This window comes from Mycobacterium angelicum (assembly GCF_002086155.1).
In the GTDB taxonomy this organism is placed as follows: Bacteria; Actinomycetota; Actinomycetes; order Mycobacteriales; family Mycobacteriaceae; genus Mycobacterium; species Mycobacterium angelicum.
This window is the reverse complement of the sequence record NZ_MVHE01000001.1, coordinates 234,296-249,598: the sequence shown is the minus strand read 5'-3', so window position 1 is coordinate 249,598 and position 15,303 is coordinate 234,296. Positions and strand designations below refer to the sequence as shown.

The 15,303-nt window shown below is 66.6% G+C and carries 15 protein-coding genes and 1 pseudogene; 13 read left to right on the top strand and 3 right to left on the bottom strand.

All coding sequences use genetic code 11. The annotated features are described in order from the left end of the window. Positions 1 to 175: 175 nt before the first annotated feature. Positions 176 to 538, top strand: a complete 363-nt coding sequence (locus tag BST12_RS01125; RefSeq protein WP_083111136.1) for a WhiB family transcriptional regulator — start codon at positions 176 to 178, stop codon at positions 536 to 538. Positions 539 to 568: 30 nt separating this feature from the next. On the opposite strand, the gene BST12_RS01120 is transcribed toward BST12_RS01125, so the two are convergent. After that, positions 569 to 991: a metallopeptidase family protein gene (locus BST12_RS01120; protein WP_083111231.1), complete on the bottom strand. Its 423-nt coding sequence runs from the start codon at positions 989 to 991 to the stop codon at positions 569 to 571. A 182-nt stretch (positions 992 to 1,173) separates the two neighbouring features. On the opposite strand from BST12_RS01120, the gene BST12_RS01115 reads away from it, so the two are divergent. The 4 genes from BST12_RS01115 to manA all read left to right on the top strand — a co-directional run bounded on the left by BST12_RS01115 (position 1,174) and on the right by manA (position 5,457). Continuing rightward, a complete protein-coding gene (locus tag BST12_RS01115; protein WP_211281181.1) occupies positions 1,174 to 1,674 on the top strand; it encodes a DUF3499 domain-containing protein in 501 nt (166 codons plus the stop codon). A gap of 65 nt (positions 1,675 to 1,739) precedes the next feature. Beyond that, a complete protein-coding gene (locus tag BST12_RS01110; RefSeq protein ID WP_083111134.1) occupies positions 1,740 to 3,137 on the top strand; it encodes a phosphomannomutase/phosphoglucomutase in 1,398 nt (465 codons plus the stop codon). After that, positions 3,134 to 4,222: a TobH protein gene (locus tag BST12_RS01105; protein ID WP_083111133.1), complete on the top strand. Its 1,089-nt coding sequence runs from the start codon at positions 3,134 to 3,136 to the stop codon at positions 4,220 to 4,222. The genes BST12_RS01110 and BST12_RS01105 overlap by 4 nt, the downstream gene beginning before the upstream one ends. An 8-nt stretch (positions 4,223 to 4,230) precedes the next feature. Further along, the gene (gene manA, locus BST12_RS01100; RefSeq protein WP_083111132.1) at positions 4,231 to 5,457 is read left to right on the top strand and encodes a mannose-6-phosphate isomerase, class I; all 1,227 of its coding nucleotides are present in this window, start codon (positions 4,231 to 4,233) and stop codon (positions 5,455 to 5,457) included. Here manA and BST12_RS01095 read toward each other — a convergent pair. Further along, entirely contained in the window at positions 5,441 to 6,844 is a 1,404-nt protein-coding gene (locus BST12_RS01095) for an FAD-dependent oxidoreductase (protein ID WP_083111131.1), read from the bottom strand. The genes manA and BST12_RS01095 overlap by 17 nt on opposite strands. After that, complete coding sequence (locus BST12_RS01090) at positions 6,828 to 8,240, bottom strand: FAD-dependent oxidoreductase (protein ID WP_083111130.1); 1,413 nt, start codon at positions 8,238 to 8,240, stop codon at positions 6,828 to 6,830. Before BST12_RS01090 ends, BST12_RS01095 begins: the two co-directional genes overlap by 17 nt. Positions 8,241 to 8,292: 52 nt before the next feature. On the opposite strand from BST12_RS01090, the gene BST12_RS01085 reads away from it, so the two are divergent. The 8 genes and pseudogenes from BST12_RS01085 (at position 8,293) to mtrA (ending at position 15,294) form a co-directional block, all read left to right on the top strand. Further along, on the top strand, positions 8,293 to 9,771 hold the full coding sequence (locus tag BST12_RS01085; protein WP_083111129.1) for an APC family permease: 1,479 nt from the start codon (positions 8,293 to 8,295) through the stop codon (positions 9,769 to 9,771). Positions 9,772 to 9,876: 105 nt separating this feature from the next. Then, complete coding sequence (locus BST12_RS01080; RefSeq protein WP_083111128.1) at positions 9,877 to 11,127, top strand: alkane 1-monooxygenase; 1,251 nt, start codon at positions 9,877 to 9,879, stop codon at positions 11,125 to 11,127. Next, positions 11,124 to 11,291: pseudogene (locus tag BST12_RS01075) on the top strand (rubredoxin); the annotation flags it as partial. The gene BST12_RS01080 and the pseudogene BST12_RS01075, both read left to right, overlap by 4 nt. 68 nt (positions 11,292 to 11,359) lie before the next feature. After that, positions 11,360 to 11,542, top strand: coding sequence for a rubredoxin (locus BST12_RS01070; RefSeq protein ID WP_083111126.1), 183 nt, complete (start codon positions 11,360 to 11,362; stop codon positions 11,540 to 11,542). Then, positions 11,539 to 12,174: a TetR family transcriptional regulator AlkX gene (gene alkX / locus BST12_RS01065; protein WP_083111125.1), complete on the top strand. Its 636-nt coding sequence runs from the start codon at positions 11,539 to 11,541 to the stop codon at positions 12,172 to 12,174. The genes BST12_RS01070 and alkX overlap by 4 nt, the downstream gene beginning before the upstream one ends. 146 nt (positions 12,175 to 12,320) lie before the next feature. After that, positions 12,321 to 13,799 (top strand): adenosylhomocysteinase, encoded by a 1,479-nt coding sequence (gene ahcY, locus BST12_RS01060; protein ID WP_083111230.1) that lies wholly within the window; start codon positions 12,321 to 12,323, stop codon positions 13,797 to 13,799. A 95-nt stretch (positions 13,800 to 13,894) separates the two neighbouring features. Further along, entirely contained in the window at positions 13,895 to 14,527 is a 633-nt protein-coding gene (locus BST12_RS01055) for a dTMP kinase (RefSeq protein ID WP_083111124.1), read from the top strand. Between the two features lie 80 nt (positions 14,528 to 14,607). After that, positions 14,608 to 15,294 carry a two-component system response regulator MtrA gene (gene mtrA / locus BST12_RS01050; RefSeq protein WP_055576516.1) on the top strand — a complete coding sequence of 229 codons (687 nt, stop codon included), beginning with the start codon at positions 14,608 to 14,610 and terminating at the stop codon, positions 15,292 to 15,294. Positions 15,295 to 15,303 lie beyond the last annotated feature (9 nt).

Genomic DNA, 15,303 nt, shown 5'->3' with positions numbered 1-15,303 from the left:
CCGTGTCTAATCACATCAGTGTCATTTCCCGGTTGGCCGGCCGGTTCCGGTGTCGCAGACCGAGATTCGATCACTTGTTCGAACTTGGTAACTGTACATCAAAACAGTGGGAAACCATTTCACTCTCTATAAGTGAGGAGGCGGAGGCATGTCCTATGAGCACCTTCGGGGCGTAATGGGAAGCGCACCGCACACCACTTCCGGTCCTGTGCCAGTGTCGCCAATCGTCATTGGCCGACCGCACCTGAGTTTGGTTCCTGAGGCGCCGCCGACCTACGAGGCGTTCGAGGTGTTCGAGCCCGAGCCGGAACCGATACCTGCCGACCAGTGGCAGGACCGCGCCCTTTGCGCGCAAACGGATCCCGAAGCGTTCTTCCCGGAGAAGGGCGGCTCCACCCGCGAGGCCAAGAAGATCTGCCTGGGGTGCGAGGTCCGCCACGAATGCCTCGAGTACGCCCTGGCTCATGACGAGCGCTTCGGCATCTGGGGCGGCCTCTCCGAGCGCGAACGCCGCCGTCTCAAACGCGGCATCATCTAACGGGATTCCAGCGCGCCGCGCGCTACCGCCTCAGTCGTCGTCGATCGTCGGGTCGATGACCGTGGGGTCGACATCCAGATAGATGGCCACCTGCGCCACCAGGATTTCATGCAGCAATTCGCCGAGTTCGATGGTGTCCTTCGCCCGTCGCTCGATTGGCTTGCGGAACAAGACAATTCGCGCCCGCGTGGCATTGCCGCGGACGTCGACACCGGCGGGGATCAGCCGGGCCAGCGCTATCGGCCCGTCGGCGATCACCTCTGGTGGCCACTGCACGCTTTCGGGGTCCTTGGCCGCGATGCGGGGAATCTCGTCGACGGCGATATCGAGCTGGGACACCCGGTCCTGCCACCGCCGCTCGATCGGCTCGTAGGCCTCCAGCACTGCCATGTCGAAGCGCTCGGCGCGGCTGCGCCAGCCGGGCACGGTCGGCGGCAACAGCGGCCCGCGCAGATCGCGGCCCCGTCGCCGGGCTCGGTGTCCGAGCCGCCCAGCGGGCTCACCCGCGGATCGACCGCCGCGCGGCGAGCTTCGGGAATCGCTCACCGCCCGATGGTAACGGTTGCACATCGCGGCGAGAACGGATGCGCGTGTCCGGCGCTTGCGCAGCGTTTCCGCACGATAGCCTTTCGATCGTGAACGTACCCCGTCGCTGCTGCCGGCCCGGGTGTCCGCACTATGCAGTGGCAACGTTGACGTTCGTTTACTCGGACTCGACGGCGGTGGTAGGTCCACTCGCAACCGCGCGGGAACCGCACTCCTGGGATCTGTGCGTCGGCCATGCCGGCCGCATCACCGCGCCACGCGGGTGGGAACTCGTGCGCCACGCCGAGCCACTACCCATGCAGCATCCCGACGAGGACGACTTGGTCGCCCTGGCCGACGCGGTGCGTGAGGGCGCCCCGGGCAGCGTGGACCTGTCCTACTCGGCCGCCGGCGCCGGCCCCTACGGTGGTGGGACCGGCATGCCGCTCAACGGTTTTCCGCCGCGAGCGGGTGGCCCGCCCGGCGAGCCCCGCCTGAACCCGGCGGGAGCTCATGCGGCCGCGCACAGCGGCAGCGTGCTTGCGCCGTCCGAGCATCGCTCCGGACGCCGACGCGGACACCTGCGGGTGTTGCCCGATCCTGCCGACTAGCACTCGACGGCGACCGGCGGGCCGTTAGGCTGGCGCCAAGAGTTCACGTCGGCAGGAGTCCCCGCATGTCTTGGCCCGCAGCGGCTATTCACGGAGTCATCAAGGCGTACGACGTCCGCGGGCTGGTCGGCGAGCAGATCTCCGAGTCACTGGTCACCGATGTCGGTGCCGCGTTCGCCCGGCTGATGCGCGCCGAGGGCGCACACCAGGTGGTCATCGGGTACGACATGCGCGACAGTTCGCCGTCGTTGGCGGCCGCCTTCGCGGCCGGGGTGACGGGCCAGGGGCTTGACGTGGTGCGGATCGGTTTGGCGTCCACCGACCAGCTTTACTTCGCCTCGGGGCTATTGGACTGCCCCGGCGCGATGTTCACCGCGAGCCACAACCCGGCGGCATACAACGGCATCAAGTTGTGCCGGGCCGGGGCAAAACCGGTCGGTAAGGACACCGGGCTGACCGTCATCAGCGACGACCTGATCGCCGGCGTGCCGTCCCGCGAAGGTCCGGCCGGAACCGTCACCGACAAAGACGTGCTTGCCGACTACGGGGTGTTCCTGCGGTCACTGGTGAACACGTCGAACCTGCGCCCGTTGCGGGTCGCGGTCGACGCCGGCAACGGCATGGCCGGCCACACCGCACCGGCGGTGCTGAGTGCGATCGACTCGATCAGGTTGCTGCCCTTGTACTTTGAGCTCGACGGGTCGTTTCCCAATCACGAGGCCAATCCGCTGGACCCGGCGAACCTGGTGGACCTGCAGGCCTACGTTCGCGAAACCGGTGCCGATATCGGCCTGGCCTTCGACGGGGACGCCGACCGGTGCTTCGTCGTCGACGAACGCGGCGAACCCGTTTCGCCGTCGACGGTGACCAGCCTGGTCGCCGCGCGCGAGCTGCACCGGGAGATCGGTGCCACGGTGATCCACAACGTGATCACCTCCCGTGCGGTGCCCGAGCTGGTCGTCGAACGCGGCGGCACGCCGCTGCGCTCGCGCGTCGGGCACTCCTACATCAAGGCGATGATGGCCGACACCGGCGCGATCTTCGGCGGCGAGCACTCGGCGCACTACTACTTTCGCGACTTCTGGGGTGCGGACTCCGGAATGCTGGCCGCGCTGTACGTACTGGCCACCCTCGGCGAACAGGACCGGCCGCTGTCGGAGCTGACCGCGGACTACCAACGCTACGAATCCTCCGGCGAGATCAACTTCACCGTCGCCGACGCGCCCGCCTGTGTGGACGCGGTGCTGAAGTCGTTCGGCGGCCGCATCCAATCCATCGATCACCTGGACGGGGTGACGGTCGACCTGGGTGACGACAGCTGGTTCAACCTGCGCAGTTCCAACACCGAGCCGTTGCTGCGGCTCAACGTCGAGGCGCGCAGCGTCGAGGACGTCGACGCGGTGGTCGCCCATGTCAGCACCGAGATCGCCGCCCAGGCGGCGGCCGGCGAGGCCGGACCGTGAACGCCACCCGGGTCGTCGACCTCGAGGACGCCGATGGCCTGATCGCCGCCGACCGGGACGCGCTGCTGCGCGCCGCGTCGACGGCCGGCGCGCAGGTGCGTGCCGTGGCCGCCGCCGCCGAGGAGGGCGAACTCGACTCGCTGCGCAGCGATGCCCGCCCGCGCACGGTGATTTGGGTGGCCGGCCGGGGAACCGCCGAGACCGCCGGTGCCATCCTCGCCTCGACGCTGGGCGCCGCCGCCGCCGAACCGATCGTGCTGGCCCGCGAGGCGCCGCCGTGGATCGGGCCGCTCGATGTGCTGATCGTCGCCGGCGACGATCCGGGTGATCCCGCGCTGGTCAACGCGGCCGCGACCGGCGTGCGCCGGGGCGCGCGGGTGGTCGTGGTGGCACCGTATGAAGGTCCGCTGCGGGATTCGACGGCCGGACGCGTAGCGGTGCTGGCGCCACGGCTCTGGGTCCCTGACGAGTTCGGGTTGTGTCGCTACCTGGCCGCGGGCCTGGCCACGCTGCAGGTGGTGGACCCCGCCCTGCGCATCGACCTGGCCACACTTGCCGACGAGCTGGACGCCGAGGTGTTGCGCAACAGCGCCGCCCGCGACGTGTTCACCAACCCGGCCAAGACGCTGGCGGCGCGCATGTCCGATTGCCGGGTGGCGCTGGCCGGCGACAGTGCTGCCACACTGGCGCTGGCCCGGCATGGCAGCTCCACGCTGCTGCGGGTGGGCGACCAGGTGGTCGCGGCCACTGGCCTGGCGGACGCAGTGGTGGCCGTGCGCACCTGGGCATCCGATGGCTTCCGGGGCGCGGACGCGCTGTTTCACGACGAAGAGATCGACGGGCCGCTGCCCGAGCGGCTGCGGGTGCTGGCGCTGACCCTGGCCCGCGAGCGCACTGTGGTGTCCGCACGGGTCGCCGGGCTCGACAACGTCTTCCTGGTTGCGGCCGAGGATGTGCCGGAGACGGTCGACGGCCCGGCTCCGGCTACCGCACCGGGGGGTGCCGGGCACGCCGAGCAGCAACTGGCAGTATTGGCGGTTCGGCTGGAGATGGCCGCGGTTTACTTGCGACTGGTGCGGGGATAAAAAATACCGTGGAAGTGTTACGCGGAGCGCTACGGACATACGCGTGGGGATCGCGCACCGCCATTGCCGAATTCACCGGACGCCCGGTTCCAGCCGCCCATCCCGAGGCCGAACTCTGGTTCGGCGCACACCCGGGGGATCCGGCTTGGCTGCAAACCGAGGGCGCCGAAACGTCGTTGCTGGAGGCACTGGTCGCCGATCCCGAGGGCCAACTCGGGTCCGCCTCGCGGGCCCGGTTCGGTGACGTGCTCCCGTTCTTGGTCAAGGTGCTGGCCGCCGACGAACCACTCTCACTGCAGGCCCACCCGAGCACCGAGCAGGCGGTCGAGGGCTATCTGCGGGAAGAGCGCCTGGGCATTCCCGTGACCTCGCCGGTGCGCAACTATCGCGACACCTCACACAAACCGGAGTTGTTAGTCGCGCTGGAGCCGTTCGAGGCGCTGGCCGGCTTCCGGCCCGCGGCGCGCACCAGAGAACTGTTGCAGGCACTGGCCGTCTCCGACCTCGACCCGTTCATCGATCTGCTGAGCGACCAGTCCGACGCCGACGGTCTGCGTGCGCTGTTCACCACCTGGATCACCGCACCCCAGCCCGACATCGACGTGCTGGTGCCCGCCGTGCTCGAGGGGGCCATCCACTACGTCAGCTCGGGTGCGACGGAATTTGCGGCCGAAGCCAAGACGGTCCTGGAACTCGGCGAACGTTATCCCGGTGACGCCGGCGTGCTGGCCGCGATGTTGCTCAACCGGATCACCCTGGAACCCGGAGAAGCGATCTTTCTGACGGCCGGCAACCTGCATGCCTATCTGCGGGGTTTCGGTGTGGAGGTGATGGCCAACTCCGACAACGTGTTACGCGGCGGCCTGACCCCTAAACACGTCGACGTGCCCGAGTTGTTGCGGGTGCTCGACTTCAACCCCACCGCCGAGGCGCAGCTGCGGCCGCCGGTCCGCCGCGAGGGCCTTTGCCTGATCTACGACACCCCCACCGACGAGTTCGCGGTGGCACTGCTGGTGCTGGACGGCGAATACCTGGGCCACGAGGTCGACGCGTCGTCGCACCATGACGGCCCGCAGATCTTGCTGTGCGCCGAGGGTACGACGACCGTGCACGGGAAATTCGACTCGCTCACGCTGGACCGCGGGATGGCCGCGTGGGTGGGGGCCGACGACGGCCCGATCCGCCTCGTCGCGCGCGAGCCCGCCAAGCTGTTCCGGGCTACCGTCGGGCTTTAGCGGCCTGGGCTTTAGCTTTATCGGCTCGTCGGTCACGTTGTTCTTTGAGCCACAATCGCAGGTTGTGTGCCATCGTGCGGCCGACAATGCGCGCGGGCGGCACCATGTACAGGCTGTCGAGCAGGCTGAACCGGCGCAAAAACCATTCGGCGAGAACGGGATCGGTTTCCGCGGCACCCAGGAATTGATCGAACAGACTGCCCGCGGCTCGCCACCAGCGCGGCGTGGGATCGGCGTCGGCATGGTGAAAAGTGATGTCGCCGATGGCGTTCATCATCCACACCGGATACGTCGTCTTGGCGGTGGCCCGATGGAATTGACGGGCAAGCTCGCCGTCTTCCGCCCCGGCTTGCAGTGCGCGGCGCAGATGACCGCCCTGCAGCGAGGTCATCGTCATCCCTTGCCCGAACGTGGGATTGAAGCTGGCCACGGCATCGCCGAAGGGCAGGATTCCAGACGGGAAGCGCTCCAGCTTGTGGTAGCGGCGCCATCTGCTGGCTGGGAAGCCATGATACGACGGGTCGCCGATGGGTTCGGCTTCGGTTAAAGCCTTGGTGAAATGATCCGGCAAGAGCTTGTCGGCAAGCTCGAGCATCTCCGGAAACGTTTGCGGGGGTTTGGCATTGGCCACCCCGAAGGTGGTCAAGACCCAGGTGTCGTCTTCGTAACACAGCATGCCCAGCCCCAGTGACTGGTCATGCGAGGCGCCGTTGACCACGACCTTCTCCGCGATCAGGCCCTCGGGGATGCGCAACTGATGGGATGCGTACTTGACGCCGATGCCGACGGTGGCTTCGAAGGCAGGTTGATATCCCCACTGCTTCAACCACACCGGCAGTCGAGTACCGCGCCCGGCCGCGTCGATGACCAGATCGGCAGCGAAGAATTCCGGTTCGTCACCAGCCCGGTCAACCAGCACACCGGTCACCCGCTGGCCGGCGGGGTCGAACCGCGGCTCGTCGACGGAGCGGCGCGCGATCTCGACGTTTTCGATGTCGAGAACACGTTGCCGCAGTTGCCATTCCAAGTGCGGCCGGCTGGGCACGAACGCGGTGAACTCGTCGCGCAGGGTGTGCCCGGTACCCAGGACATGGCCCGCGGCGCCCAGGTAAATGCAGTCCGGGCGGTTCTCCAGCATCGGCACGCCGGCGGCAACCATGTCGTCGAGCAGACCCGGGAACAGGCTCTCGAGTTCGTTTGCCCCGCGAGCCATCAGCAGGTGCACGTGCCGGTCCTGGGGGACCGCCGCACGGTTGGCAGGCGTGCTCGGCAGGTCGTCGCGCTCGAAAACGGTTATCCGGGCGAAGAAATCCGAAAGGACCCGCGCCGCGCACAGGCCCGCGATGCTGCCCCCGATGACGACCGCGTGGTCACCTTTGCCTGCCAACCTGTGGCTCCCCTCCGTTCTGGGCAGAGTACCCAGGCGATGGGCGAAACCACACCCGGATGTAGTTGACGACGGCGCGACCGATCAGTATTGGCGAGGGCACCATGTACAGGCTGTCCAGCAGCGAAAACCGGCGCAGGAACCATTCGGCCAGCACCGGCTCGGTTTCGGCGGCCTCAAGGAACAGGTCGAACAATGCGCCGAAGGGCCGCCACCAAAAGGGTGTGGGACTGGCCGTCGCATTGTGGAAGCTGACGTCGCCGATGCCGTCGCTCATCCACACCGGATAGGTGGTGCGGGCGGTAGCCCGGTTGAGCTTGCGGGCCAGTTTGCGGTCGGGATATTCCAGCGCCCGGCGCAGCCGACCGGCCTGCAGCGAGGCCATCGTCATGCCCTGCCCGTAGGTGGGGTTGAAGCTGGCCACCGCGTCGCCGATGGCAACGATCCCGGCGGGGAAGCGGCGCAGCTTGTCGTAGCGCCGCCACCTGCTCACCGGGTAGGCGTGGCGCGCCGGGTCGCCGACGGGCTCGGCCTGCGCCAGCGCTTCGCCGAAGCGCTCCGGTAGCAGTTGAGTGGCCAGTGCCCGCATCTCGTCGAAGGTCGGCGGCGGTTTGGCATTGGCAACCCCGAATGTGGTCAGCACCCAGGTGTCCTCTTCGTTGGCCAGGATGCCGATCCCATAGGACTGGTCATGCGATGCGCCGGCGATCACGATCCGCTCGTCGAGCGACCCCTCGGCTATCCGGAACTTCTGAGTGGCGTACGTGATGCCCACGTCAACGGTTTGTTCGGCGGGCCGCTTGTATCCCCACTGCGTCAGCCACACCGGCAACCGGGTGCCGCGCCCGGTGGCGTCGACCACCAGATCGGCGGCGACGAACTCCGGGTCGCCGGCCGCCACCGGGTCCAGCAGCACACCCGTCACCCGCTGCTGTGCACGCTCGAACGTCGGCTCGGTGACGCAGCGCCGCACGATCTCGACGTTGCCGATGTCGAGGACCCGCCGCCGCAGCTGCCATTCCAGGTGTGGCCGGCTCGGCACGTAGGCACTGAATTCCCTGCGCAGGGTGGGCCCGGTGCCCAGGACATGGCCCGCGGCGCCCAAATAGACGCGGTGCGGCTCGGTGTGCAGCGTCGGCACACCCGCGGCCACCAGGTCGGAGAGCAGGCCCGGAAACAGACTCTCGAACTCGTCGGCCCCGCGCGTCATCAACATGTGCAGGTGCCGGTCTTGCGGAACGGCATTGCGACTGGCAGCCGTCTGCGGCAGCTCGTCGCGCTCGAATACCGTGACGCGGGCGTAGCAATCGGCCAGCACCCGCGCCGCGCACAGCCCCGCGATGCTGGCGCCGATGACGACCGCGTGGTCCCTGCTCGTTTCGCCTCGGCCGCGCATCCTGGGGAGGCTACTCGGTACTGTGCGGTCACAACGAGAGGGAGGACGGGTGATGGCCGGTCGATGGCGCATGAAGTCCGTTGAGCAATCGATCGCCGACACCGACGAGCCGACCACCCGGCTGCGCAAAGATCTCACCTGGCGGGACCTGGTGGTCTTCGGCGTCTCGGTGGTGATCGGGGCGGGCATCTTCACCGTCACCGCCTCGACGACGGGTGACATCACCGGCCCGGCGATCTGGGTCTCGTTTCTCATCGCCGCGGGAACCTGCGCGCTGGCCGCGCTGTGTTACGCCGAATTCGCCTCGACCCTGCCGGTGGCCGGCAGCGCGTACACGTTCTCCTACGCCACCTTCGGTGAGTTCCTGGCCTGGGTGATCGGCTGGAACCTGGTGCTGGAGCTGGCGATCGGCGCGGCCGTCGTCGCCAAGGGCTGGTCGAGCTACCTGGGCACGGTGTTCGGATTCGCCGGTGGCACAGTGCATTTCGGATCGTTCAGCATCGACTGGGGTGCGCTGCTCATCGTCGCGATCGTCGCGACCCTGTGCGCACTCGGCACCAAACTGTCGTCGCGGTTCTCCGCGGTGGTCACCGCGATCAAGGTGTCGGTGGTAATCCTGGTGGTGATCGTCGGCGCCTTCTACATCAAGGCCGCCAACTACACGCCGTTCGTTCCGAAGCCGGAGGCCGAACACCAGGGCCGGGGGCTCGACCAGTCCGTCCTGTCACTGCTCACCGGTGCCGGCGGCAGCCACTACGGCTGGTACGGCGTGTTGGCGGGCGCATCGATCGTGTTCTTCGCGTTCATCGGGTTCGACATCGTGGCCACCATGGCCGAGGAGACCAAGAACCCGCAGCGCGACGTCCCGAAGGGAATCCTGGCGTCGCTGGGCGTGGTCACCCTGCTCTACGTCGCGGTGTCGATCGTGTTGTCCGGCATGGTTTCCTACACCCAGCTGCGCACCATGCCGGGCAGTGGCCAGGCGAATCTGGCGACGGCGTTTCGGGCCAACGGATTGCATTGGGCCAGCGGCATCATCTCGGTCGGGGCGCTGGCGGGGCTGACCACCGTGGTGATGGTCCTGATCCTGGGGCAGTGCCGCGTGTTGTTCGCGATGGCGCGCGACGGCCTGTTGCCGCAGCAACTGGCCAAGACCGGTACCCGCGGCACGCCGGTGCGGATCACCGTGCTGGTCGCGGTCGTGGTGGCCGCGACGGCTTCGGTGTTCCCGATAACCAAGCTCGAAGAGATGGTCAATGTCGGCACCCTGTTCGCGTTCGTGCTGGTGTCTGCGGGCGTCATCGTGCTGCGCCGGATGCGGCCGGACCTCGAGCGCGGCTTCCGGGCGCCCTGGGTGCCGGTCCTTCCGATCGCCTCGGTGGCGGCGTGTGTGTGGCTGATGCTCAATCTGACCGCGCTGACCTGGATCCGGTTCGGGGTTTGGTTGGTGCTGGGCACCGCGATCTACCTCGGTTACGGGCGCCGGCACTCGGTACAAGGACAACGAGAGCGAGCAGACAAAGCCAGCTAATTTGGACAGTTTGTTTACAAAACCGCATCCTGTGTCTAGACATGAGACGGAATCGTCGGTATTGTCCAACCCCAACGTGGTGTGACTCACAAGGAGGTTTGGCATATGACCACACAGATCGGGTCCGAAGTACCTGAACTCTCCGCCCTCGAATGGCGGGACAAGAAGCGCTACCTGTGGCTGATGGGGCTGATCGCCCCGACGGCCCTGTTCGTGATGCTGCCGATCATCTGGGGTCTCAACCAGCTCGGCTGGCACACCGCAGCGCAGCTGCCACTGTGGATCGGGCCCTTCCTGGTGTACATCCTGTTGCCGGTGCTGGACCTGCGTTTCGGGCCGGACGGCCAGAACCCGCCCGATGAGGTGATGGAGCGGCTGGAAAACGACAAGTACTACCGCTACTGCACCTACATCTACATCCCGTTCCAGTACGCCAGCGTCATCCTGGGCGCCTACCTGTTCACCGCGTCGAACCTCGGTTGGCTTGGTTATGAGGGCGGACTGGGCTGGCTGGGCAAGATCGGCGTGGCGCTCTCGGTCGGTGTGCTCGGCGGCGTCGGGATCAACACCGCCCACGAGATGGGCCACAAGAAGGATTCGCTGGAGCGCTGGCTGTCCAAGATCACCCTGGCGCAGACCTGCTACGGCCACTTCTACATCGAGCACAACCGCGGCCACCACGTGCGCGTCTCCACGCCCGAAGACCCGGCCTCGGCCCGCTTCGGCGAGACCTTCTGGGAGTTCCTGCCCCGCAGCGTCATCGGCAGCGCACGCTCGTCGATCCACCTGGAGGCGCAGCGGATCCGTCGCCTGGGCAAGAGTCCGTGGAACCCCACGACCTGGCCGTCCAACGACGTGGTCAACGCATGGGCGATGTCGGTGGTGCTGTGGGGCGTGCTGATCGCGGTCTTCGGCCCGAGCCTGATCCCGTTCGTGATCGTCCAGGCCGTCTTCGGCTTCTGCCTGCTGGAAGCCGTCAACTACCTCGAGCACTACGGCCTACTGCGGCAGAAGAACGCTAACGGCCGCTATGAGCGCTGCGCGCCGGTACACAGCTGGAACTCCGACCACATCGTCACCAACCTGTTCCTGTACCACCTGCAGCGGCACAGCGATCACCACGCCAATCCCACCCGTCGCTACCAGACGCTGCGCAGCATGGAAGGTTCGCCCAACCTGCCCAGTGGCTACGCGTCGATGATCTCGCTGACCTACTTCCCGCCGCTGTGGCGCAAGGTGATGGACCACCGGGTGCTCGCGCACTACGACGGCGACATCACCAAGGTCAACATCCAGCCGCGGCTGCGGGAGAAGCTGCTCGCCAAGTACGGCGCCCCCGAAAGCGAAGCCGCATGAGTGCTTTGAACCGGTACAAGTGCCCCGTGTGCGACTACGTCTACGACGAGACCAAAGGTGATGCCAGGGAAGGTTTTCCAGCCGGAACGGGCTGGGATCAGATTCCCGATGACTGGACCTGTCCGGACTGCGCTGTCCGCGAGAAAGTCGATTTCGAAGAGATGCCGTCTGGCGACGATGCTGCCGCGCAAGCGGCAGCGGAGGAGCTGGACGAATTGAAAGGAGCTGTGAAATGAACGACTACAAGCTGTACCAGTGCGTCCAATGCGGTTGGGAGTACGACGAGGCGCTGGGCTGGCCGGAAGACGGCATCGCGCCCGGCACCCGCTGGGAGGACATCCCCGAGGACTGGAGCTGCCCGGACTGCGGCGCGGCGAAGTCGGACTTCGTGATGGTGGAGGTGGCCCGCTCATGAGCCCTCAAAGCGTTATCCTCGCGCCTGTGAAGCGGATTCCTTACGCCGAGGCATCCCGGGCCCTGCTGCGTGATTCGGTACTGGACGCGATGCGGGATCTGCTGCTGACCCGCGACTGGTCGGCGATCACGCTGTCCGACGTCGCTCGCGCCGCGGGTATCAGCCGCCAGACCATCTACAACGAGTTCGGTTCCCGGCAGGGGCTCGCTCAGGGCTACGCCTTGCGCCTGGCCGACCGCCTGGTCGACGCCGTGCATGCCGCGCTGGACGCCAACGTCGGCAACATCTACGAGTCGTTCCTTCAGGGATTTCGGACGTTCTTCACAGAAACAGCCGCCGACCCGCTGGTGATCTCGCTGCTGAGCGGCGTCGCCAAGCCCGATCTGCTGCAACTGATCACCACCGACAGTGCACCCATCATTACCCGCGCCTCGGCCCGGTTGGCGACCGCGTTCACTCAAACGTGGGTTGCTACCAGCGACGACGACGCCAACGTGTTGTCGCGGGCGATCGTTCGGCTGTGCCTGAGTTACGTCTCGATGCCACCGGAAGCCGACCATGACGTGGCGGCAGACCTGGCCCGGTTGATGACGCCGTTCGCTGAACGCCACGGCGTGAATATCGTCCCTTAGTGGTGCTTTGAAGATGGCCTGACCTGCGGGGCTTATCGGAAGGCGACTAAAGTGGCGCTCGAGCGTATCGAGGCGAAGTAGCCCGCTCGGACCTTTTGAGCCCCAGTGAGCCCCTTTTAGTCAGGGTAGTAAGGATGAAACACGCAATGACGACAACCGAAATCTCGCTAACCCCAGACGTTGTTAACGGCATCGACTTCAAGATCGCCGACCTGTCACTAGCGGATTTCGGCCGCAAAGAACTCCGGATCGCCGAGCACGAAATGCCCGGCCTGATGTCGCTACGGCGTGAATACGCCGAAGTGCAGCCCCTCAAGGGGGCCCGGATCTCGGGTTCGCTGCACATGACCGTGCAGACCGCGGTGCTGATCGAAACCCTCACCGCGCTGGGCGCCGAGGTGCGCTGGGCATCCTGCAACATCTTCTCCACCCAGGACCACGCCGCGGCGGCCGTCGTCGTCGGTCCGCACGGCACCCCTGAGGAGCCCAAGGGCGTTCCGGTCTTCGCGTGGAAGGGCGAGACGCTCGAGGAGTACTGGTGGGCCGCCGAGCAGATGCTCACCTGGCCGGACGAAGACAAGCCGGCGAACATGATCCTCGACGACGGCGGTGACGCCACCATGCTGGTGCTGCGCGGCATGCAGTACGAGAAGGCCGGCGTGGTGCCGCCCGCCGAGGAAGACGACTCCGCGGAGTGGAAGGTCTTCCTCAACCTGCTGCGCAACCGCTTCGAGACCGACAAGGGCAAGTGGACCAAGATCGCCGAGTCGGTCAAGGGCGTCACCGAAGAGACCACCACCGGCGTGCTGCGGCTCTACCAGTTCGCCGCCGCGGGCGACCTGGCCTTCCCGGCGATCAACGTCAACGACTCGGTGACCAAGTCCAAGTTCGACAACAAGTACGGCACCCGGCACTCGCTCATCGACGGCATCAACCGCGGCACCGACGCGCTGATCGGCGGCAAGAAGGTGCTGATCTGTGGCTACGGCGACGTCGGCAAGGGCTGTGCGGAGGCGATGAAGGGCCAGGGCGCCCGCGTCCAGGTCACCGAGATCGACCCGATCAACGCGCTGCAGGCGATGATGGAGGGTTTCGACGTCGTTACCGTCGAGGACGCCATCGGTGACGCGGACATCGTCGTGACCTCGACGGGCAACAAAGACATCATCATGCTCGAGCACATCAAGGCGATGAAGGACCACTCGATCCTGGGCAACATCGGCCACTTCGACAACGAGATCGACATGGCCGGTCTGGAGCGCTCCGGTGCGACGAAGACCAACATCAAGCCGCAGGTCGACCTGTGGACCTTCGGCGAGACCGGCCGTTCGGTCATCGTGCTCTCCGAGGGCCGGCTGCTCAACCTGGGCAACGCCACCGGCCACCCGTCGTTCGTGATGAGCAACAGCTTCGCGAACCAGACGATCGCCCAGATCGAGCTGTGGACCAAGAACGACGAGTACGACAACGAGGTGTACCGGCTGCCCAAGCACCTCGACGAGAAGGTGGCCCGCATTCACGTCGAGGCGCTCGGCGGGAAGCTGACCAAGCTGACCAAGGACCAGGCCGAGTACCTGGGCGTCGACGTCGAAGGCCCCTACAAGCCGGACCACTACCGCTACTAGCCAACAACCGGCGAGGGTGCATGTTTGTACGGCGGCACGCCGTAAAGCGCGTACAACTGTGCACGCTCGCGCGGGGGCGTCGGTAGGCTCGCGCGGTGCTGATCGCAATCGAAGGCGTCGACGGCTCGGGTAAGCGGACGCTGACCGACGGTCTGCGCCGCGCCTTCGAGTTGGCCGGCAAGTCGGTGGCCACGCTGGCGTTCCCGCGCTACGGGCAATCGGTAACCGCCGACGTCGCCGCCGAAGCCCTGCACGGTGAGCATGGCGACCTCGCCTCTTCGGTGTATGCGATGGCGATGCTGTTCGCGCTCGACCGTGCCGGCGCGATAGATCAGATCGCGCAGCTGTGCCGGGACTACGACGTGGTGATCCTGGATCGCTACGTCGCCTCCAACGCGGCATACAGCGCGGCGCGTCTGCACCAAGACGCCGGCGGCGAAGCGGTTGCGTGGGTGCAACAGCTCGAATATCAGCGGCTGGGCCTGCCTGCCCCGGACTGGCAGGTCTTGTTGAACGTGTCCGCCGAACTCGCCGGGCAGCGCGCCCGCAGCCGCGCCGAAAGCGACCCCGGCCGGGCCCGCGACAGCTACGAACGCGACGACGGACTGCAGCAGCGCACGGGTGCGGTGTATGCCGGATTGGCCGCCGCGCAGTGGGGCGGACGGTGGCTGGTGGTGGGCGCGGAGGTCGATCCGGCCCGTTTGACGGCCACTTTTGCGGCCGGATAGCACATTTTCGGGCCTATTTGTCCTAATCAAGTAAGAAACGCCCGTGTGGTACCCCAGTTTTGTCCCGAACTGGTGACACCATGGACAGCATGAGGCAAAGGATTTTGGTCGTCGACGACGACGCTTCGCTGGCTGAGATGCTCACCATCGTGTTGCGTGGGGAGGGCTTCGACACCGCGGTCATCGGCGACGGTACTCAAGCCCTGACCGCGGTGCGCGAGTTGCGCCCCGATTTGGTGCTGTTGGACTTGATGCTGCCCGGCATGAACGGCATCGACGTGTGTCGGGTGCTGCGCGCCGATTCCGGCGTTCCGATCGTGATGCTGACGGCCAAAACCGACACCGTGGACGTGGTGCTGGGCCTGGAGTCCGGCGCCGACGACTACATCATGAAGCCGTTCAAGCCCAAGGAGCTGGTCGCGCGGGTACGGGCACGGCTGCGGCGCAACGACGACGAGCCGGCCGAGATGCTGTCCATCGCCGATGTGGACATCGACGTGCCCGCGCACAAGGTCACCCGCAACGGCGAGCAGATCTCGTTGACACCGCTGGAGTTCGACCTGCTGGTCGCGTTGGCGCGCAAACCGCGCCAGGTGTTTACTCGTGATGTGCTGCTCGAACAGGTGTGGGGATACCGGCACCCGGCGGACACCCGCCTGGTGAACGTGCACGTCCAGCGTCTGCGGGCCAAGGTCGAGAAAGACCCGGAGAACCCGACCGTGGTGTTGACCGTTCGAGGAGTGGGATACAAGGCCGGACCTCCGTGATCCGCGGTT